This window comes from Burkholderia orbicola, from assembly GCF_900100915.1.
Lineage (GTDB): Bacteria > Pseudomonadota > Gammaproteobacteria > Burkholderiales > Burkholderiaceae > Burkholderia > Burkholderia orbicola.
Window position 1 is genome coordinate 830,903 of sequence record NZ_FNKW01000002.1, and the last position, 19,279, is coordinate 850,181.

General features: G+C 67.8%; 18 protein-coding genes. 9 read left to right on the plus strand and 9 right to left on the minus strand.

Annotated features, from left to right (window positions below):
• Positions 1 to 235: 235 nt before the first annotated feature.
• A complete protein-coding gene (locus tag BLS50_RS20595; protein WP_074803785.1) occupies positions 236 to 643 on the plus strand; it encodes a DUF427 domain-containing protein in 408 nt (135 codons plus the stop codon).
• Positions 644 to 1,143: 500 nt separating this feature from the next.
• Positions 1,144 to 2,136, plus strand: a complete 993-nt coding sequence (locus BLS50_RS20600) for a sulfonate ABC transporter substrate-binding protein (RefSeq protein WP_074803787.1) — start codon at positions 1,144 to 1,146, stop codon at positions 2,134 to 2,136.
• A 4-nt stretch (positions 2,137 to 2,140) separates the two neighbouring features.
• On the opposite strand, the gene BLS50_RS20605 is transcribed toward BLS50_RS20600, so the two are convergent.
• On the minus strand, positions 2,141 to 2,725 hold the full coding sequence (locus BLS50_RS20605) for a putative glycolipid-binding domain-containing protein (protein ID WP_053526654.1): 585 nt from the start codon (positions 2,723 to 2,725) through the stop codon (positions 2,141 to 2,143).
• Between the two features lie 198 nt (positions 2,726 to 2,923).
• Between BLS50_RS20605 and BLS50_RS20610 the strand changes: the two genes are divergently transcribed.
• Entirely contained in the window at positions 2,924 to 3,832 is a 909-nt protein-coding gene (locus BLS50_RS20610) for a LysR family transcriptional regulator (protein ID WP_074803789.1), read from the plus strand.
• A gap of 3 nt (positions 3,833 to 3,835) precedes the next feature.
• Here the strand turns inward: BLS50_RS20610 and potE are convergent, their stop codons facing one another.
• Together potE and BLS50_RS20620 are read right to left on the minus strand one after the other, a co-directional pair.
• Positions 3,836 to 5,221 (minus strand): putrescine-ornithine antiporter, encoded by a 1,386-nt coding sequence (gene potE / locus BLS50_RS20615; protein ID WP_023478030.1) that lies wholly within the window; start codon positions 5,219 to 5,221, stop codon positions 3,836 to 3,838.
• 65 nt (positions 5,222 to 5,286) lie between these two features.
• The gene (locus tag BLS50_RS20620) at positions 5,287 to 7,551 is read right to left on the minus strand and encodes an Orn/Lys/Arg family decarboxylase (RefSeq protein ID WP_074803791.1); all 2,265 of its coding nucleotides are present in this window, start codon (positions 7,549 to 7,551) and stop codon (positions 5,287 to 5,289) included.
• Positions 7,552 to 7,727: 176 nt separating this feature from the next.
• Here BLS50_RS20620 and BLS50_RS35995 point away from each other — a divergent pair, with 176 nt between their 5' ends.
• From BLS50_RS35995 to BLS50_RS20635, 3 genes are all read left to right on the plus strand, one after another.
• On the plus strand, positions 7,728 to 8,021 hold the full coding sequence (locus tag BLS50_RS35995) for a hypothetical protein (RefSeq protein ID WP_176934269.1): 294 nt from the start codon (positions 7,728 to 7,730) through the stop codon (positions 8,019 to 8,021).
• A gap of 72 nt (positions 8,022 to 8,093) precedes the next feature.
• Positions 8,094 to 10,274 (plus strand): ornithine decarboxylase, encoded by a 2,181-nt coding sequence (locus BLS50_RS20630; protein ID WP_176934271.1) that lies wholly within the window; start codon positions 8,094 to 8,096, stop codon positions 10,272 to 10,274.
• 223 nt (positions 10,275 to 10,497) lie between these two features.
• Positions 10,498 to 11,661 carry an MFS transporter gene (locus tag BLS50_RS20635; RefSeq protein ID WP_074803797.1) on the plus strand — a complete coding sequence of 388 codons (1,164 nt, stop codon included), beginning with the start codon at positions 10,498 to 10,500 and terminating at the stop codon, positions 11,659 to 11,661.
• Between the two features lie 36 nt (positions 11,662 to 11,697).
• Here BLS50_RS20635 and BLS50_RS20640 read toward each other — a convergent pair whose 3' ends face one another.
• From BLS50_RS20640 to BLS50_RS20650, 3 genes are all read right to left on the minus strand, one after another.
• Complete coding sequence (locus BLS50_RS20640; protein WP_074803799.1) at positions 11,698 to 12,855, minus strand: iron-containing alcohol dehydrogenase; 1,158 nt, start codon at positions 12,853 to 12,855, stop codon at positions 11,698 to 11,700.
• Positions 12,852 to 13,187 (minus strand): putative quinol monooxygenase, encoded by a 336-nt coding sequence (locus tag BLS50_RS20645; RefSeq protein WP_074806561.1) that lies wholly within the window; start codon positions 13,185 to 13,187, stop codon positions 12,852 to 12,854. Before BLS50_RS20645 ends, BLS50_RS20640 begins: the two co-directional genes overlap by 4 nt.
• A 243-nt stretch (positions 13,188 to 13,430) precedes the next feature.
• The gene (locus tag BLS50_RS20650; RefSeq protein WP_074803801.1) at positions 13,431 to 14,150 is read right to left on the minus strand and encodes an SDR family oxidoreductase; all 720 of its coding nucleotides are present in this window, start codon (positions 14,148 to 14,150) and stop codon (positions 13,431 to 13,433) included.
• A gap of 134 nt (positions 14,151 to 14,284) precedes the next feature.
• Here BLS50_RS20650 and BLS50_RS20655 point away from each other — a divergent pair, with 134 nt between their 5' ends.
• The 3 genes from BLS50_RS20655 (at position 14,285) to BLS50_RS20665 (ending at position 17,508) form a co-directional block, all read left to right on the plus strand.
• A complete protein-coding gene (locus BLS50_RS20655; protein WP_074803802.1) occupies positions 14,285 to 15,244 on the plus strand; it encodes a LysR family transcriptional regulator in 960 nt (319 codons plus the stop codon).
• Positions 15,245 to 15,506: 262 nt separating this feature from the next.
• Complete coding sequence (locus BLS50_RS20660) at positions 15,507 to 16,895, plus strand: nucleobase:cation symporter-2 family protein (RefSeq protein WP_074803804.1); 1,389 nt, start codon at positions 15,507 to 15,509, stop codon at positions 16,893 to 16,895.
• 187 nt (positions 16,896 to 17,082) lie between these two features.
• A complete protein-coding gene (locus BLS50_RS20665) occupies positions 17,083 to 17,508 on the plus strand; it encodes an NUDIX hydrolase (RefSeq protein WP_011548059.1) in 426 nt (141 codons plus the stop codon).
• 61 nt (positions 17,509 to 17,569) lie between these two features.
• Here BLS50_RS20665 and BLS50_RS20670 read toward each other — a convergent pair whose 3' ends face one another.
• From BLS50_RS20670 to BLS50_RS20685, 3 genes are all read right to left on the minus strand, one after another.
• Positions 17,570 to 17,782 carry a hypothetical protein gene (locus tag BLS50_RS20670; protein WP_012338455.1) on the minus strand — a complete coding sequence of 71 codons (213 nt, stop codon included), beginning with the start codon at positions 17,780 to 17,782 and terminating at the stop codon, positions 17,570 to 17,572.
• Between the two features lie 358 nt (positions 17,783 to 18,140).
• Entirely contained in the window at positions 18,141 to 18,920 is a 780-nt protein-coding gene (locus BLS50_RS20680) for an SDR family oxidoreductase (RefSeq protein ID WP_074803806.1), read from the minus strand.
• Positions 18,920 to 19,273 carry a nuclear transport factor 2 family protein gene (locus tag BLS50_RS20685; RefSeq protein WP_256334104.1) on the minus strand — a complete coding sequence of 118 codons (354 nt, stop codon included), beginning with the start codon at positions 19,271 to 19,273 and terminating at the stop codon, positions 18,920 to 18,922. The genes BLS50_RS20680 and BLS50_RS20685 overlap by 1 nt, the downstream gene beginning before the upstream one ends.
• Positions 19,274 to 19,279: the final 6 nt, after the last annotated feature.

Below are 19,279 nucleotides of genomic sequence, written 5' to 3' on the forward strand. Positions count from 1 at the left end.
TGTCCATGCGAGCGCCGCAGACAGGCTCGCGCACCCCGCCGCGAGGCCCGGCCACCGTCATGAGGCCGCGCCATTCGCGCACGGCCGCGGGCGCCCTTCCGTCCCCCTGCAGGCTCCGCGAAATGGGTGCATCGTATCGGTTGGCCCACGCCGGCACCGGCGCGCGGGAATCCGCCCGGCGCGCAGGTGCCGGCACGGCGCGTCCGAGCGCGCCGCTCTCTCTGGAGGACCACGAATGTCGATCAACCCCGATACGCCCTCTCGTCCCGTGAAGTCGCCGGGCCCCGATCATCCGATCCTGATCGAACCGCATGCGTCGCGAGTGGTCGTGAAGGTCGCCGGCAAGGTCGTCGCCGATACGCGCCACGCGCTGGTGCTGCGCGAGGCCAGCTATCCGGCCGTGCTGTACATTCCGCGCGAGGACGCCGACATGTCGCTGCTCGAACGCACCGACCACGCGACCTACTGCCCGTACAAGGGCGATTGCGCGTACTACTCGATTCCGGCCGGCGGCGAACGCTCGGCCAACGCGGTGTGGACATACGAGCATCCGAATCCGGCCGTCGAATCGATTCGCGGGCACCTCGCGTTCTATCCGGACCGCGTCGATTCGATCGAGGAAAGCCTGCTCGTCACCGCGTGAGCGCGGCGGCGCCCTGCCGCGTCACGGTTCACGTATCGTCCGGCCGCTGATTTGCATATGCGGATTCATTGGTTGGCGGCCGGCCCGCCGGCCCGTATCGTCTCGACTCCGGCGCGGGCCGGCCCGTTGCGCGCGTCGCCCGCATCCGGCCCGGTCCTGCGCCCGCGCCGCCTTCGCGCGCGCCCCGTGAACCCGCCAGCAGGACGCCTTAGGGCGTGTTCACGCTAATAACGGGTTTGCGAACGTGCCTTTCCGCCCGCAGTGCAAGGAGTAAGGAGCGCCGTTTGGCCGTGCCAAACAAGCGACGCACGACGCCGCAATGTGGGCGGAAAGGCACGTTCCCCTGTTTGGAAAAATTCATTCGCGGGGCTGGCCCCCAGAAGGGCCGATCGCCGCGTCATGCTCCTCGCGAATACGTCGAGTATTCGCTTCGTCGCAATCCTCGCGCTCGGCCCTTCTGGGGGCCAGCGCAAACCCGTTATTAGCGTGAACACGCCCTAATGAACGACACACCGCACGCAGACCTTGAAACGACCCCGGCGAACCCGCGCCGCCGCCAGTGGCTGCACGGCGCGGCCGCCGGGCTGGCCGGGCTCGCGCTCGGACCGCTCGCGGCCGCACCGGCCCGGGCCGACGACAGCGGCACGCGGCTGCGCATCGGCTTCCAGAAATACGGCAACTTCGTCGTGCTCAAGGCGCGCGGCACGCTCGAGAAGCGTCTGGCGAGCCAGGGCGTCACCGTGCAATGGCTCGAATTCCCGGCCGGCCCGCAACTGCTCGAAGGGCTGAACGCCGGCGCGATCGACGTCGGCACGGTCGGCGAAACCCCGCCGATCTTCGCGCAGGCCGCGGGCGTCGATTTCGTCTACATCGGCAACGAGCCGCCCGCGCCTCGGGGCGAGGCGATCGTCGTGCTGCCCGATTCGCCGATCCGCACCCTCGCGCAACTGCGCGGCAAGAAGGTCGCGTTCAACAAGGGCTCGAACGTCCATTACCTGCTGGTGAAGGCGCTCGAGCATGCGGGCCTCACGTATGCCGACATCCAGCCGATCTACCTGACGCCGGCCGACGCGCGCGCCGCGTTCGTGCAGCGCAGCGTCGATGCGTGGGTGATCTGGGATCCGTATCTGGCCGCCGCCGAACGGCAGCTCGGCGCGCGCGTGGTCGCGAATGGCGAAGGGCTCGTGCGCAACACGCAGTACTACCTCGCCGCACGCAAGTACGCGGCCGCCCACCCGCAGGTGCTGCGCGCGCTGCTCGACGAAGTCGACGCGGTCGATCGCTGGGCGCGCGATCACGTGCCCGAGGTGGCCGCGCAACTGTCGCCGCTCGTCGGCCTCGATGCGCCGACGCTCGAAGTCGCGCTCAAGCGCGCCGGCTACGGCGTGCAGCCGATCACAGACGCGACGGTCGCGTACCAGCAGAGCATCGCCGACGCGTTCACCACGCTGAAGCTGATTCCGGGCAAGCTGTCGGTCGCCAGCGCACGCTGATCCGTCACGACGCAGACGCCGCGCCGACGCGCCGCCATTCGTCGTAGTCGGTGACGAGGCCCGCGTCGTCGATTCCGATGTCGGCCGCATACGTGCCGCTCTCGTAGCGATACACGTGCGGCGCCGTGCGCGTATAGCGCTGCTCGCCGCGCACGATGTCGAAGTCGGGAAAACGCAGCCACGCGGTGCGGATCGCGGCCGATTCGCCGACGGCGAGCGCCAGCCGCCGGATCGGCAGCGTATTGGTCGACGGACTGAAGCCGAGATCGATGTCGGTTGCGCCCGCGAGCATCGGCGCATCGACGCCGTCGATCGTCCACTGCCCTGCATTGCACGCGATGTCCCATTGCCGTGGCGGCGCCGTGCCGGTCCAATGCGTCACGCGCGCCGAGCGCGTGAGCCAGTCGGTCCCGCATGCGATCGCGTAATCGATGCGAAACGGCGTGCCGTCGATCGCACCCGCTACCACCCCCGACAGCGCGACGCCCGTTTGCGACGCGTCGAGACGGCACCATTCGGCCGCCTGCCACGTCTGCACGATCTGCCAGGCGACGCAGTGCGTGCGTCGGGCTTCATTGCGTTGCGTCATGTCGGGGCTCCTGTCGGGTCGCGCGGAAGGAAGCCGATTTTCGCTCACGACGCCGACGAACGCACGCGGCTTCGACGGCGCCATGAACGCACCGGCCGATAGTCAGTATCGGCCCAACGCACACCCTCGTCCCTCCGCCGCTTTGGTACCATCCGTCGATCGGTAAAAATCGAACCGGAAGACACGAGGCGCGACTTCATGGATTTGTTGGCGACGATGCGCATCTACGTGAGGGTCGTGGAGCGCGGCACGATGTCCGGCGCGGCGCGGGATCTCGACATGGGCCAACCGGCCGTCAGCGAGCGCATCGAGAAGCTCGAAAAGCATCTCGGCACGCGGCTGCTGATGCGCAGTGCACGCACCCTCGCGTGCACGGAGGAAGGCCGCATTTTCTACGAACGCAGCAAGGCGCTGCTCGAAGCGGCCGAACTGGCCGTTGCGTCGGTGTCGAAGACGGCGCATGCGCTCGACGGCACGATCCGGCTCGCGGCGCCGCAATGTTTCGGCGAGGTCGTGCTGCCGGGCGTGCTGATGCAGATCCGCACCGCGTATCCGAAGCTGCACATCGACCTCGTGCTGAACGACGATATCGTCGATCCGGTCACCGAGGGCGTCGACATTTCGATCCGGGTCGGCCAGCTCGGCGACGGCGGATTCGTCGCGTACGCGCTCGGCGCGGTCGGCCGCGTGCTCGTCGCCGCGCCGTCGTATCTCGAGCGGCACGGCCCGATCGATACGAAGGCCGATCTTGCGAACCATCCGTTCATCCGCGTGAAAGGCGTGTTCGCGAACGAACAGGTGCCGCTGCGGCGCGACGGCGGCACAGTCGAATACGCGCGCATCCGCACCGTCATGACCGCGAGCCACTGGCGCCCGATGTTCGACACGATCGCGGCGGGCGGCGGCATCGGCGTGGTCCAGCACCCGGCGTGCGCCGATGCGCTCGCGCATGGCCGGCTCGTCCGCCTGCTGCCGCACTACGACGTCCCCGACTTCGCGCTCAATGTGCTGGTGCACGCGCAGCGGCCGCTGCCGCCGCGCGTGCGCGCCGTCGTCGATCTGCTGAAAAGCGAACTCCCGCCGCTGCTGACGCAAGGTCAGCGCTAGCCGTCACGCCTGCAGCGACTTCCCCGGCTCCTTCACGTGCGCGTCGACTTCCATCTGGTAGAAGCGCGCGCTGACGAAGCCAAACAGCGTCCAGCCGAGGAACACGCACAGGCCGCCGAGCATCAGCGCCTGCTCGCCCGAGCTGAACAGCGCGTAGAAGCTGTACGCGGTCGCGACCATCGCGATCACGTTCGTCACGAGCGCCTTGCCCGGCGGCACCTTCGCGACCTTCTGGATCGTGATCAGCGCGGCCATCGACATCACGTAAGGCACCAGGTTCGTGACGACCGCGAGATCGACGATCTTCTGGAACTGGCTGCTCAGCTCCGGGCTGATCGTCATCAGTGCCAGCGCGACCTGCGCGACCAGCAGGATCACCATGCCGACGATCGGCGTGCCGGTGCGCGTCGCGCGGGCGAACACCGGCAGGAAGTAGCCGACGTCCGCCGAGCTCTTGAACACCTGCGCGACCGTGAACTGCCAGCCGAGCAGCGAGCCGATGCACGCGATCACCATCAGCGCGGTGACGATCGTGCCGACGGTCGGCGTGAACATCGTCGCGAACGCGATGCCGAACGGCGCGTTCGACTTCGCGAGAATCGCATTCGGCACGATCCCCGCGATCACGTTGGTCGACACGATGTAGAAGATCGCCGACGCGATCGTGCCGCCGAGCACGGCGATCGGCACGTTGCGCTCCGGATTCTCCACGGCGTCCGAGTTCGCGCACGCCGATTCGAGCCCGAGGAACGCCCACAGCGTCACCGCGATCGAGCTGCCGACGGCGGGCCCGAACGGCATGTGGTTCGGATTCCACGCGGCGCCCCAGGTCGCGCCGCTGAACCAGAACCAGCCGATCAGCGACACGACGACGACCGGAATGATCACGCCCCACACCGTCACCGCGCCGATCCGGCCGGTGATGCGCGAGCCGCCGAAGTTCGCGACCGTCGTCAGCACGAGCAGGAAGATCGTCCACAGGCCCGTCTGCAGCGGCGACAGCGTCGCGTCGAACAGCACGGTGCCGTAGCCGACCGCCGTGACGCCGATCGCGACGTTGGCGATCACGAGCGACAGCCCGTACGTATAGTTCGCCATGTAATTGCCGGCCTTGCCGAACGCGTACTCCGCGTAGCCGCCCATCCCGCCCGGCTTGCGGCTCAGCATCCCGCAGCGCGCGAACGCATAGGCCAGCGCGAGCGAGCCGCCGGCCGTGACGATCCACGACAGCAGCGAGATCGTGCCGACCTGCGCGAGCTTCGACGGCAGCAGGATGATGCCGGAGCCCATCATGTTGACCGCCGTGAGGACGGTGAGCTGCCAGACGTTCATCCGGTGCTTCTGCGCGGCCGCCGGGGCGGCGTCCGATAGGTGCGCTGCGTGTTCCATGGTGTCGATCCTTCGATGTGAGGCCGCCGTGCGGCCGGTCGCTCGTTCGTTCGCCCGGTCGGGTGTCAGGCGGTCAGGCAGTACACGCGGTACGTGCCGTCCTCGACCTCCACGCCGTGCGTGTCGTGCGCGAACCCGGGGAAACGCCGGTCGTACGCCTCGAGCGCCTTCAGGTAGCCGAGCACCGGGCCGCCGGCCGGCCCCGCGTTCTCGCCCGGCATCAACAGCGGAATACCCGGCGGATACGGCACGACGCCGGTGGCCACCGTGCGCCCGGCCAGCTCGTCGAGCGTGACCTGCTCGACGCGGCCCTGCACGAGGTGCTCGTACGCGCGCACCGGGCTCATCTCCGGCTTCGGCAGGATCGAGAACGCCTCCGACATCAGGCGCGTCGTGCCGAGCTGCTCCATCGCCGCGAACATCGTGTCGGCCAGATCCTTCAGCCCCATGCCCGCATAGCGCGCGCCATGCTCCTTCGCGAGCGACGGAATCGCCATGTCGAGCGGCAGGTTCGCGTCGTAGTCGCGCTTGAAATCGCACAGCGCGCTGACGAGCGAGCCCCACTTGCCCTTCGTGATACCGATCGAGAACAGGAACAGGATCGTGAAATCGGTCGTCTTCTCGACGACGATCCCGCGCGCATCGAGATACGCAGTGACGACGCTCGCCGGGATGCCGACCGGCATCAGGCCGCCGGCCGGCGCGACACCCGGCGTGACGATCGACACCTTGATCGGGTCGAGCATGCAATAGCCGTCCTCGAGATTGCCGAAGCCGTGCCATTGCGCGCCGGGGCGCAGCACCCAGCACGCCGGGTCGCTCGCGAGCAGCTCGGGCGGCGCTTCGTGGAACGGCAGCGTGCGGCCCGTGCGCGCCTCGAGCACGGTGTCGGGCTGCCAGCATTCGAAGAACCAGTCTCCCTTCGCGCCGAATTCGCCGTTCATCCGCGCGATCATCTGCCGGAACGCGACGGCCTCGTCGATCGACTCGCGCGTCAGCGCGGCGCCGCCGGGGCCGTCCATCATCGCGGCCGCGACGTCGTTCGACGCGATGATCGCGTAGTTCGGCGACGTCGACGCGTGCATCATGAACGTTTCGTTGAACTGGCCATGCGGAATCGGGCTGCGGCCATCGCGCACGTGGATGTACGACGCCTGCGACAGCGCGGTCAGCAGCTTGTGCGTCGACTGCGTCGCGAACACCGTCGGCCGATCCTTGTGGTGGTCGCGCGGGTCGCCGTGCATCGCATGGCGGTCGCGGTAGATCGGATTGAAACGCGCGTAGCCGTACCACGCTTCGTCGAAGTGCAGCCGGTCGACGCTCGCGCCGAGCAGTTCCTCGACGCGCGTCACGTTGTAGCAAAGGCCGTCGTACGTCGAGTTCGTGACGATCGCGTGCTTCGGCTGGCGATCGGCCAGCCCGGCCGCGAGCGGGTTCGATGCGATCGCCTCGCGAATCGCCACCTGCGTGAGGCGCTCCGGCGCGATCGGCCCGATGATCCCGTAGCGGTTGCGCGTCGGCACGAGGTAGGTCGGAATCGCGCCCGACATCGTCATCGCGTGCTCGGCCGACTTGTGACAGTTGCGGTCGCACAGCGCGATCTGGTCGCGGCTCACGCTCGCCATCAGGATGATGCGGTTCGACGTCGACGAGCCGTTCGTCACGTGATACGTGCGATGCGCGCCGAACACGCGCGCCGCGTAGCGCTCGCTTTCGCCGATCGGGCCCGAGTGGTCGAGCAGCGAGCCGAGTTCGCCCACCGAGATCGACAGGTCCGAGCGGAACAGCGATTCGCCGAAGTATTCGAAGAACGCGCGGCCGACCGGCGATTTCAGGAAGCCGGTGCCGCCGGTATGGCCCGGCGTATGCCACGAGTATTCGTAGACGCGTGAGAACTTCGCGAGCGCGCCGAACATCGGCGGCAGCACGGTCGAGCGATAGCGCTCGATCGCCGCGTGAATGCGCCCGCCGATGAAATCGGCCGTATCCTCGAGCAGCCACACGAAATCGTCGACCTTGCCCATCACCGCGGCCGGTACCGATGACGCGACGCTGCGGTCGGCCAGCAGGAAGATCGGCACGCTGCCGTTGCGATGCCGGATCGCGTCGACCACGGCTTCGGACGGCCCGTGACCGTCCACGCCGAGATCCCAGTCGAGCAGCACGCACTGGATCGACGGATCGGAGCGGATCAGCACGATGGCATCGTCGGCGGACGTGGCCGTCAGCACGTCGACCCCGCGTTGCGCAAGCTCCGCGCTCAGTGTGCGGACCGCGCGCCCGGTCGCGGTTTTCTGCGCGATCTCGTCGTCGACCAGTAGCGCACGCATGCCGAGACGGCGAATGCCGCCGATGGAAGTATTCAAGATGTTGCCCTCGCTGTTGCGTTGCTTCGATTGGTATCGTTCGTCTCACGAGCACGCGGGAAGCAGTCACGGGCAGCGGCATGAGACGCGCGCAATTCCGGCTTGATTCGCCATCCAGTTCGGAGCCGACTATGCCATGGATGCCTTTCGATGAAAAGCCGACGATTCGGCGAAACAATCGGCCCTTTCGAATCGGATTTTCATCATTGGATCATTTTTATGTGCGCCGCAACACGCCAATTCCCGATGACTTGATCATGCTCATGCCGCCATGGCATTGCCGGTTCCGATCGATTGAATCCGCGTGCTTTTGTTGCTACGATCGGCTGCGCCGGGCCTTGCCCGATCGCGGTCGTGCCGCGCCGCGCAAGGCTTTCTGGTGCAATGCGCAATCGGCATTCGGCATTCGCGGGACCGTTTTCAATCGGCTGTAGCGCATATCGGTTCACGATTGCGTCCCGGCGCGAATGCGGCTCCCGTTTCAGGTCATTTACCGGAGAGTTCGCGTGAGCCTGTTGAAAATCGCAGTCGAGCCGGCGCTGATCGGCGCCTTTCTCACCACGCATGAACAGGTCGACGTATTTCAGACCGATTTCACGAATATCGCGGCCATCGTCGTCGGCATCGATGCCGCGGAAAAGGTGCTGAAAACCGTCGAGAGAACCGGTTTCGCGATTCCGTTCTTCGTCGCGGTCGAGCCCGACCAGGAGGTGCCGCCGTCGGTCCTGCCGCGCGCGAGCGGCGTGATCCAGCTCCGGCACGGCGGCCGCCATTACTACGGCCGGCAGATCTCCGCCGCCGCCGACATCTACAGCGAGAACCTGCTGCCGCCGTTCTTCAAGGTCATGCGCGACTACGTGCAGCGCGGCTACGTCGAATTCGACTGCCCGGGCCATCAGGGCGGCCAGTTCTTCTCGAACCATCCGCTCGGCCGGATGTTCTTCGACTTCTTCGGCGAGACGCTGTTTCGCGCGGACCTCTGCAACGCGGACGTCCGGCTCGGCGACCTGCTGATCCACGAAGGGCCCGCGCTGGAAGCGCAGCGCAACGCCGCACGGATCTACAACGCGGACAAGACCTGGTTCGTGCTGAACGGCACGTCGACGTCGAACAAGGTCGTCACGAGCGCGCTGCTCGCGCCCGACGATCTCGTGCTGTTCGACCGCAACAACCACAAGTCCGTGCACCTCGGCGCGCTCGTGCTGTCCGGTGCGCGGCCGGTCTACCTCGAGACCGCGCGCAACGCGTGGGGCCTCATCGGCGGCGTCGACAGCGCGGCGCTCGGCGAAGCGCGCATTCGCGACGCGATTCGCGACGTCGCGCCCGAGCGCGCCGACCTGCCCCGCCCGTTCCGGCTCGCGGTGATCCAGCTCGGCACCTACGACGGCACGATCTACAACGCACGCGAAATCGTCGACCGGATCGGGCATCTGTGCGACTACATCCTGTTCGATTCGGCGTGGGTCGGCTACGAGCAGTTCATTCCGATGATGCAGGACTGCTCGCCGCTGATGCTCACGCTCGGCCCCGACGATCCCGGCATCTTCGTCACGCAGTCGGTGCACAAGCAACAGGCCGGCTTCTCGCAGACGTCGCAGATCCACAAGAAGGACCGCCACATCGAAGGCCAGAAGCGCTTCTGCGATCACCGGCGCTTCAACAACGCGTACATGATCCACGCGTCGACGAGCCCGTTCTACCCGATGTTCGCGGCGCTCGACGTCAACGCGCAGATGCATGCGGGCCCGGCCGGCAAGCGCCTGTGGCGCGACTGCGTCGCACACGGCGTCGACGCGCGCAAGCTGCTGCTGAAAACCTGCCGGCAGATCCGTCCGTTCGTCCCGCAAGAGATCGATGGCCGCCCGTGGGCCGACTATCCGACCGAGCAGATCGTCGACGACCTGCGTTTCTTCCGCTTCCATCCGGCCGACACGTGGCACGGCTTCGAAGGCTATGCGGACGACCAGTATTTCGTCGATCCGTGCAAGCTGCTGCTGACCACGCCCGGTATCGATCGCGACACGCACGAATACGCGGCGTTCGGCGCACCGGCGCCGATCCTCGCGCGCTACCTGCGCGAGCACGGCGTCGTGCCCGAGAAGGCCGACCTGTACACGATCCTGTTCCTGCTCACGCCATCGGAGAGTTTCGGCAAGCTGCAGCATCTGGTTGCGCACCTCGCGCAGTTCGAACGCCATCTCGACCAGGACACACCGCTGCGCGAAGCGATTCCGTCGCTGTGCGAAGCGTATCCGGAGCTGTACGGCACGATGCGCCTGCGGCAGCTGTGCCAGCGCATGCACGACTTCTACCGCAGCCACGACATGAAGCACCTGCAGAAACAGATGTTCCGGCGCGCGCAGTTCCCGAAGCAGGCGATGCTGCCGCAGGCCGCGAATGCCGAGCTGATCCGCAACAACGTCGAGCTCGTCACGCTCGAGCGCATCGAAGGCCGGATCGCGACCGAAGGCGCGCTGCCCTATCCGCCCGGCATCTTCTGCGTGGTGCCGGGCGAAGCGTGGGGCGGCCCGGCGCTCGACTACTTCCGCGCGCTCGAGGCCGGGATCAACGCGCTGCCGGGCTTCGAGCCGGAAATCCAGGGCGTGTACCTGCAGACGAAGCCGGACGGCACGAAGCAGGCGTCGGCCTACGTGGTCGCGGCCGGCGCCGACGCGGCGCGCATGTAAGCGCGGTGGGCGGCGGCGTGCCGCCCACCGTCCTGTTCTTCGCGTCCGCCGCCCGACGCCGCCACGACCGCGCGCCGGCACTTGCGCGCGTTCCGACCGTGCGGTACCGTCCTCCTTTCCGGGATAACCGAAGCCTCGCGTCGAAACCCATCCGTCGATTCGATCCGATGCGGCCGCGCCCCTGCCCGGCGCCGTCGCATCGCGCGTACAGGAGGGGTTTGCGTTGGACGTTCGCGTGTATCTGCTGGCCGCCGCCGTGTTCCTGGCCGGCGTTGCCGAAAACATCTGCGTCGGCATCCTGCCGGCGATCTCCGCCGGCCTTCACGTCTCGATCGCCGCTGCCGGACAGCTCACCACGATCTTCTCCGCCGTGTTCGCGCTCGCCGCGCTGGTGGCGGCCTCGTTCGTCGCACGGGTCGAACGGCGCACCGCGCTGCTCGCGGCGCTCGGCGCGTTCGCGGCCGCCAACCTGTGCGCCGCCGCGAGCCCCGGCTATGCGAGCCTGTTCGCCGCGCGCGTGCTGATGGCCGCGAGCTGCGCGACGCTGATCCTCGTCGCGACGCGGTTCGCGGCGGAACTCGCGCCGGTGCCGAAACGCGGCCGTGCGATCGGCATCGTCTTCATGGGGATCAGCGCATCGCTCGTGCTCGGCGTGCCGATCGGGATGCGCATCGCCGAATGGGCCGGCTGGCGCGCGGTGTTCATGTCGATCGCGGTGCCCGCGCTGCCGCTCGGGATCTGGCTCGCGCGTGGGCTGCCGCGCATGACGCCTGCCGCGGCCGGCACGCCCGGCATGCCGTCGTATCGCGCCGTGCTGTCGCAACCGCGATTGCTCGCCGCGCAATGCGTGTCGATCGCAATGATCGGCGGCCATTTCACGCTGTTCGCGTATCTCACGCCGTATCTGCAGGCCGTGCTGTCGCCCGGCGCGGCGGGGCTCGAAGGCTTGTACGTTGCGTTCGGGATGGCCGGCGTGACCGGTGCGTGGCTCGGCGGGTTCTGCTCGGATCGGCTCGGCGCAGCGCGCGCGCTGTGCGCATGCCCTGCCGTGTTTCTCGTCGCGATGGCCGCGCTGCCGGCGGCCGGTGCGTCGCCGCTCGTATTCGTGCCCGCGATGATGCTGTGGGGCGGCATCAGCTGGTCGATCTCGCCGATCGTGCAGAACTATCTGCTTCACACCGGGCCGACGCTGGCCGATGCGAGCGTCGGCCTCAACGTATCGGCGATGCATGCGGGCGTCGCGCTCGGATCGGCGCTCGGCGGCGTGCTCGTCGGGCGCGATGCGCTGCTCGTTACACCGTGGGCCGGCTGCGTGCTGGTGGCCGTCGCGCTGGCATGCGCGTGGGTCGCGGCACGGCCCGCTCGGCAGGCCGTGCGCACGTCTTGAATCGTGCCGGGCGACGCGCCACGCCCGCCCGCCGCGTCACCACGCCTGCCGGTAAATCTCCAGCGCGTCGGCCTCGGTCACCTCGCGCGGATTGTTCACGAGCAGGCGCGTCTGCAGCATCGCGTCCGACGCCATCCTCGGCAGGTCGGCCTCGCCGATACCCACCTCGCGCAGCGTGCGCGGAATGCCCGTCGCGACGATCAGCCGGTCGATCTCCGCGATCAGCGCATGCGTTTTCGCTTCGTCGCTGCCCGTGGCCGACGGCGCGACGATGGCCGCCAGTTCCGCATACAGCGGCGCGGCGGCCTGCGCATTGAAGCGCAGCACGTGCGGCAGCACCAGCGCATTCGACAACCCGTGCGGCACGTGGAAGATCCCGCCGACCGGATAGGCCAGCGCGTGCACGGCCGCGACCGGCGCATTCGCGAACGCCTGCCCCGCGAACATCGCGCCGACCAGCATCGCTTCGCGCGCGTGCCGGTTCCGGCCGTCGTCGCAGGCGGGCAGCAGGTTGCGCGACAGCAGCGTCAGCGCGTGCGTGGCCAGCATGTCGGACACCGGATTCTTCAGCCGCGCGGACGTGTACGCCTCGATCGCATGCACCATCGCGTCGATGCCGGTGGCGGCCGTCGCCGCGCGCGGCAGGCCGAGCGTGAGTTCCGCGTCGAGGATCGCGACGTCCGCGAACAGATGCGGCGACACGACCCCCATCTTGCGCGCCTCGCCGACCGTGACGATCGACACGGCCGTGACCTCGGAGCCCGTGCCGGCCGTGGTCGGCATCTGCACGAGCGGCAGCCGCGCGCTCGCGACCTTGTCGACGCCGTACATGTCGGCCAGCGCCTGCTGCCCCGGCGCGAGCACCGCGATCAGCTTCGCGACGTCCATCGACGAGCCGCCGCCGAGCCCGAGCACGATCTCGGCATCGGCCGCGACGGCCCGCGCGGTGGCGTCGAGCACCACGTGCTCGGGCGGATCGGCGATCACGTCGTCGATCACGGTGGCCTGCCAGCCGTGCGCGGCAAGGCTCTCCAGCGCGGGCGCGAGCACGCCGCTGCGATGCAGGAACGCATCGGTGACGACGCACAGCCGCACGAGCGCCGGAAAGCGTTCGCGCAACAGCGCGCCGAGCCGGCGCGCGGCGCCGAATTCGACGATCTGGGTCGGAACGGTACGGAATTGAAACGGGTTCATCGGGTGCCTCCCGGTGGCGTCGCCGTGCCGGTGTCCGGCTGCACCATGTAGCGCGACACGTCGCGGCGATCGAGCAACGGCATGATCGCCCCGATTCCGATCCGCTGGAAATGCGGCGTTTCCCGATGCGCGTCGAGGCCACCGGCATCGCGATAGCGTTCGAGAATCACGATGTGGTCGGGGTGCTCCGGCGACCGGAAATACGCGTAGTCGAGATTCTTCGGCTCGGCCCGCGTGGCCGGCGCGAGTTCCGCGAGCAGTTCGATCACGCGGTCGCCGTTGCCGGGCTTCGCGAAGTAATGCGCGATGACCTGCAGGTAGGGTTCGTTCATGCTGCGCTCCAGGTTCGACACAAGCCCGTCATGACGGGAGCGCACCCCATCCGCGATGAACCGGATGGATTCAAACGCGATGAGGCGGCACCGTATCACTGACGCGTCGTCGCATTGTATTGAATCGGCACGGCCTTCGCAGTGCCGCGACCGGCCGCGAAAACCTCGAACCCAGTCCCTCACGGCACGCTCGCGGCGAGCCGGAGCCCGGCCGGCCGCCGCGCGCTTGCGCCACCACGCTGCTTACCAGGGCACCGTGCGCCCCAGATAGTCGAGGTATTCGAGCCCGGGCCGCGCCCGCTTCGCCAGCAGCACGTCGACGAGGCTCGGCACGCTCTCCTCGATGGTCAGGCGTGCATCGGGTCCGCCGAGTTCGGTGCGGACCCAGCCGGGCGCCATCAGCGCCAGCGCACGGCGCGTATCGGCCTGACGTGCCGCGAAGCTGCGCATGAACTGGTTCAGCGCGGCCTTGCTGCCGCGATACACCTCGCGCATTCCGGTCACGTTGTTCGCGACGCTGCCCTGCCCCGACGACATTGCGCCGATCAGCCCGTCGTCGGTCACGAGATCCTGCAGCGTCTCGATCACGCGCATCGGCGCCAGCGCATTCGTGATCATCACGCGCACGAATTCGTCGGTCGTCACTTCGCCGATCGTTTCATTCGGATCGTTGGTCGTGCCGGCATTCACGAACAACATGTCGAAGCGCCGGCCCGACAGGCGCGCGCGCAGCGCGGCCAGTTGCGCGGGCTCGCAGATGTCGAGCGTGCCGATCTCGAGCCGGCCGTCGAACCGGTCGGCCAGGTCGTGCAGCTTCGTGCGTCCCGATCCTTCGCGCACCGTGCCCGTCACGTGCCAGCCCTTGTTCAGGAATGCCTCCGCCATCGCCATCCCGAGGCCGCGCGACGCCGCGACGAGGAGGATCGCGGGGGCGTTTCGTCGATTCAATTCAGTCGATTGCATGGTTTTTCGCCTTTGCCGTGTTTCGTGATGCGCCCACTATAGGCGGGCACCACGACAGGCGCCAGACGCACCGGATGCAATCCATCGTTGCATCGAACGCCATGTCACATCCCGCAGTGGCGTATCCTGTCCGCATGGAAGACATCGATCTGAACCTCGTCACCGCGCTCGACGCGCTGCTGTCGGAAGCCAGCGTGACCGGCGCCGCGCGCCGGCTGGGTCTGAGCACGTCCGCGATGAGCCGCACGCTCACGCGGCTGCGCACTGCCACCGGCGACCAACTGCTCGTGCGCGCCGGACGCAAGCTCGTGCCGACGCCGCATGCAGCCGCGTTGCGCGACCGCGTGCATGCCGTCGCGAGCGACGCCCGCGCCGTGCTCCGGCCGGCGACGGCCGACGTCGACCTCGCGACGCTCACGGCCACGTTCACGATCCGGGCAGCCGCGTCGTTCATGGAAATGCTGTCCGGCCCGGTGGTGGCCGCACTCGGCGACGTCGCGCCGCGCGTGCGTATCCGCTTCGTCCCGAAGCTCGACCGCGATCCGCAAGCGCTGCGCGACGGCACGGTCGACCTCGAAATCGGCAAGCGCGGCGACGACGCGCCCGAGCTGCACACGCGCATGCTCTTTCACGACTGGCACGTCGCAGTGGCGCGCGCCGGGCATCCGCTGTTCGCATCGGCGCGGATCACGCCCGCGCGCTATGCAGCCTGCCGCCACGTCATGGCGGTCCAGCTCGGCGATTTCGGCGGGCTGACCGACGATTCGACCGTCAACGCGGGCGACGGCCCCGCCGTGCACGTCGTCGTGCCAGGCTACCCGGACGCAATGCGTGTCGCGGCCAGCACCGACCTGATCGCGCTGGTGCCGCGCTCGAGCCTCGGCAACGCGTGCTCGCAGGGGCTCACCGAAGCCCTCGGGCTGCGCAGTTTCGAGATCCCGGTCCGCCTGCCGGCGATCCTCGTGTCCGCGCTGTGGCATCCGCGCATGCACGGCGACCCCGTGCATCGGCGCCTGCGCGATACGGTCATCGCCGTGTGCCAGCGCGCGTATCCGGATGCCCGGCCGCCACGCGCAGCGGCGCGCGGCAAGTAAACACGCGCCGCCGGCTGACTGCTGGTTGACGTCGCGCGGCTCAGACCAGCCGGCCGCCGCCGTCGATAGGCAGCATCCGCCATTCGTGAAGCGGTTGCCCGACAGGACCGCGATCGCCACTCGGTCGACGCGCTGATCGCCGGGCGCCGATCGGACGCCTTTTCCGCGCGCCGCCGAATCCCCTATCGCGGCCCAACCGGGCAGCGCCGGCGGCCCCTTCGGCTAAAATGCCGCACTTTCCACCTTGTCCGGCCCGCTCGCCATGCAACCCGCCTCCTCCGCCCCCTCCGCCTCCCATGGCGCCGACGCCGCAGAAGCGGCCCGTGACCTCGTCTACGGCCCGAACGACCGGCCGGCGCCGATGGTCGCGTTCGTCGCCGCCCTCCAGCACCTGCTGGCGATCATCGTGCCGATCGTCACGCCCGGCCTGCTGATCTGCCAGGCGCTCGGCGTGTCCAGCCGCGATACGACCCTGATCGTGTCGATGTCGCTGGTGATTTCCGGCATCGCCACCTTCGTGCAGTGCAAGCGCTTCGGCCCGCTGGGCGCCGGCCTGCTGATCGTCCAGGGCACCAGCTTCAACTTCGTCGGCCCGCTGATCGCCGGCGGCAGCCTGATGGTCAAGCAAGGCACGCCGGTCGAAACCGTGATGGCCGCGATCTTCGGCGTCGTGATCGCCGGGTCGTTCGTGGAGATGGGCGTGTCGCGCATCCTGCCGTTCGTGAAGCGCCTGATCACCCCGCTCGTCACCGGCATCGTCGTGCTGCTGATCGGCCTCACGCTGATCAAGGTCGGCCTCATCAGCATGGGCGGCGGCTACGGCGCGATGGCCAAGGGCACGTTCGCGAGCGCGGAGAACCTGACACTGTCGGGCCTCGTGCTCGGCACGATCATCCTGCTGAACCGCGTGCCGGTCGTTTGGGTGCGCAGCACCGCGCTCGTCATCGCGCTCGCGATCGGCTATCTCGCGGCCGCGTTCCTCGGCCGCCTCGATTTCACCGGCATGCACCAGGCCGCGCTGTTCCAGGTGCCGACGCCGCTGCACTTCGGCATCGGCTTCTCGTGGGCGCTGTTCGTGCCGATGCTGATCATCTACCTCGTCACATCGCTCGAAGCGATCGGCGACGTGACCGCCACGAGCAAGATCTCGAACGAGCCGGTCGAAGGGCCGGTGTGGATGCAGCGCATCAAGGGCGGCGTGCTCGTCAACGGCGCGAACTCGCTGCTGGCCGGCGTGTTCAACACGTTCCCGAGCTCGGTATTCGCGCAGAACAACGGTGTGATCCAGATTACCGGCGTCGCGAGCCGTCACGTCGGCATCTGGATCGCGGGCATGCTGGTGGTGCTCGGCCTGTTCCCGGTCGTCGCCGGCGTGCTGCAGGCCGTGCCGGAGCCCGTGCTCGGCGGTGCGGCGATGGTGATGTTCGGTGCGGTGGCCGCGTCGGGCATCAACATTCTCGCGGGCGTCCATCTCGACCGTCGCGCGCTGCTGATCATCGCGGTGTCGCTGGCGCTCGGCCTCGGCGTGTCGCAGGTGCCGGACATCCTGAACAGCCTGCCGCATGCACTGAAGAACGTGCTGGAATCGGGCGTGGCGACGGGCGGCATCTGTGCGCTCGTGATGAACTGGTTCCTGCCGGAAAAGAAGTAATCGAAGGAACCGCGCGCCGGCGCGGTGCGCGGGATGGGCCGCACCGTGCGCGCGCCGGCCGGCACCGGCCTCCGGGTGCCGGCGCGGCATGGCCGTTGCCATCGCGGGAGCGCTCCGGCCGGGCGCTGATGGTCAAACCCGGTCAGGCCGCCTTGGCCGATCGATTTGGGCTGGTTAGAATCACGGCATGCCCCTGATCCTCACGCCCGACCACGCCCCCGAAACGAGTGCCGTCCCGATCAAGGAACGCGCGACCGTCGTCTGCTATCGCGATGAGCGCGTGTTGCTCGTCACGCGTGCGGCATCACGCTGGGCCCTTCCGGGCGGCACGATCAAGCGTGGGGAAACCCCGCTCGAAGCCGCGCATCGCGAATTGTGCGAAGAAACCGGCATGACCGGCCAGGATCTGGTGTACTCGATGCAGTTCACCGGGCTCGCGAAGATCCACCACGTATTCTTCGCGGAAGTCGGGCCGGACCAGACGCCGCAAGCGAGCAACGAGATCGCGAAATGCAAGTGGTTTCCGATCGACGGTGTCGACCGCCTGCGCGCGAGTATTCCGACGAAGCGAATCGTCGAACTCGTCTACGACCACGAAATCCGCAAGACGTAGCGCACGCCCGAGCCGTCCGTCGGGCCGCGTCGATCGTCGTGAATCAGTGGCGCGCGAACGCTCAGTGCGAGCGTTTTCTTCGCAGTTCGTGCGTCGAATAGACGACGAGGAAGATGCCCAGCATCGCGACGCCCGACGCCATGAAGTCGTTTGCGCTGCCCGCGCTGCGCAACGCCGCGGGGAAAATACCCAGACTCAATCCTGCCCCAGCAAGAAGCAATCCTGCTGCCACGCCCCAGATCGGTCCGGCGGTCTTGTCGATTTTGTTTTTCATACAGCACCCGTCTACAGTCATGACCTGAACGGTATCGGCAAAAAGCGCCGCGTCTACCTTCAGTCATTCCACTATAACCGGAACAAAATCCGCAAGCTTCTGGTGCTTTTCCCGATCAAGTTCCGGTGATCGGAGTCGTAACGTGCCGCACCACCGTTTCTGCGCCGGACACGTGAGGCGAATCGTCGGCCATGACGCGATTGCCGACCACCAGGCCCAATTCGTCGCGTGCCGGGACGCCCCATTCGTGGTCGTGATACGCCTGCATCGGCGGGCCGCCGTCAGCCACTCGCATCGCGTGACGGGTCGCTTGTCGATCGTGCGCTGCATCCAGCGTTGGCGATGGCCACTCGCATGCTCACGCAGTCGGAATCGTGCCGCCATCGATCACATACTCGACGCCGGTGATCGACGCGGCACGCGGGGACGCCAGGAAGGCGATGAGATTCGCCACTTCGCCGGGCGTCGACGGCCGTCCCAACGGAATGCCGCCAAGCGAATCCATGATGATCTGCTTGCCGCCTTCATAGTCGGTTCCCGCCTGTGCGGCGAGCCGTTCCGCGAAAGCGACGGCCGCTTCGGTTTCGATCCACCCGGGCGCAACACGGATCACGCGAATGCCCTTGGGCGAGACTTCTTTCGACAGGCTCTTGCTATAGGTGGAAAGCGCCGCTTTCGCTGCCGCGTAGGCGGTGGTCGATTCCGGCAACGGAAGCGCGTGCTGGATCGACGTGACGTGAATGACGACCCCTGCGCGTTGTGCCAGCATGCCCGGCAACAATGCGCGGTCCAGTCGAACCGCGGGCAGGAGATTCAGGTTCAGTTCGTCCTGCCAAGCATCTTCGCTCAATGCAGCGAAACCTCCGGCAGGCGATCGTGAACCGCCCACGACGTGGACGATCACGTCGACGCCGCCAAAGTTGGTCACCACTGCCTCGGCCACTGCTTCGCAGCCCTCGACGGTTGCCAGGTCCGCCGCGACGAAGATGTCGGCGGGCGTATCGGCCGGTGGCGTGCGCGCGGTGGTGAGTACCTTCGCGCCGAGTTCGCGGAACAAGCCGACGACGGCCTTTCCTACACCCATCGTCCCGCCCGTCACCAGGACGCGCTTGCCCCGCAATTCCAGCGTCGTGGCCATCAGTGGATCTCCAGAGACCGGATCTTGTCGCCGGCCAGATCAAACACGTGATCGAGTTGCACCGGGCTTGCCGGGAAGTTGCCGTCGACCCTGGCCCTGACCGTCACGCGATCACCATCCCGGGAGACGGCGACAGGCTCGACCGCAAACTCGAATTTCTCGCGCGACGTGCGTTTCCACGACTCGATCGCGTCGTGCCCCCGGTGCGTCCGGCCCTCGTCGACGACGACCGCATCCGGCGTGAAGCAGTGCGCGGCCCGACGCGTATCCGCGCCGTTGCTGAATTCGAAATAGGCGTGAATCGGGTCTGGCAGTAACAGCGTCATGTCTGCGTTCTCGCTATGGGCTTTCATGACGGA

What these genes read in the sequence shown, in the direction of transcription:
- BLS50_RS20595 (WP_074803785.1), top strand. Translation starts at nt 236, where the DNA reads ATGTCGATCAACCCCGATACGCCCTCTCGTCCCGTGAAGTCGCCGGGC.
- BLS50_RS20605 (WP_053526654.1), bottom strand. Translation starts at nt 2,725, where the DNA reads ATGACGCAACGCAATGAAGCCCGACGCACGCACTGCGTCGCCTGGCAG.
- potE (WP_023478030.1), bottom strand. Translation starts at nt 5,221, where the DNA reads ATGGAACACGCAGCGCACCTATCGGACGCCGCCCCGGCGGCCGCGCAG.
- BLS50_RS20665 (WP_011548059.1), top strand. Translation starts at nt 17,083, where the DNA reads ATGCCCCTGATCCTCACGCCCGACCACGCCCCCGAAACGAGTGCCGTC.
- BLS50_RS20680 (WP_074803806.1), bottom strand. Translation starts at nt 18,920, where the DNA reads ATGGCCACGACGCTGGAATTGCGGGGCAAGCGCGTCCTGGTGACGGGC.
- BLS50_RS20640 (WP_074803799.1), bottom strand. Translation starts at nt 12,855, where the DNA reads ATGAACCCGTTTCAATTCCGTACCGTTCCGACCCAGATCGTCGAATTC.
- BLS50_RS20650 (WP_074803801.1), bottom strand. Translation starts at nt 14,150, where the DNA reads ATGCAATCGACTGAATTGAATCGACGAAACGCCCCCGCGATCCTCCTC.
- BLS50_RS35995 (WP_176934269.1), top strand. Translation starts at nt 7,728, where the DNA reads ATGCCTTTCGATGAAAAGCCGACGATTCGGCGAAACAATCGGCCCTTT.
- BLS50_RS20620 (WP_074803791.1), bottom strand. Translation starts at nt 7,551, where the DNA reads ATGCGTGCGCTACTGGTCGACGACGAGATCGCGCAGAAAACCGCGACC.
- BLS50_RS20670 (WP_012338455.1), bottom strand. Translation starts at nt 17,782, where the DNA reads ATGAAAAACAAAATCGACAAGACCGCCGGACCGATCTGGGGCGTGGCA.
- BLS50_RS20685 (WP_256334104.1), bottom strand. Translation starts at nt 19,273, where the DNA reads ATGAAAGCCCATAGCGAGAACGCAGACATGACGCTGTTACTGCCAGAC.
- BLS50_RS20645 (WP_074806561.1), bottom strand. Translation starts at nt 13,187, where the DNA reads ATGAACGAACCCTACCTGCAGGTCATCGCGCATTACTTCGCGAAGCCC.
- BLS50_RS20600 (WP_074803787.1), top strand. Translation starts at nt 1,144, where the DNA reads ATGAACGACACACCGCACGCAGACCTTGAAACGACCCCGGCGAACCCG.
- BLS50_RS20660 (WP_074803804.1), top strand. Translation starts at nt 15,507, where the DNA reads ATGCAACCCGCCTCCTCCGCCCCCTCCGCCTCCCATGGCGCCGACGCC.
- BLS50_RS20610 (WP_074803789.1), top strand. Translation starts at nt 2,924, where the DNA reads ATGGATTTGTTGGCGACGATGCGCATCTACGTGAGGGTCGTGGAGCGC.
- BLS50_RS20655 (WP_074803802.1), top strand. Translation starts at nt 14,285, where the DNA reads ATGGAAGACATCGATCTGAACCTCGTCACCGCGCTCGACGCGCTGCTG.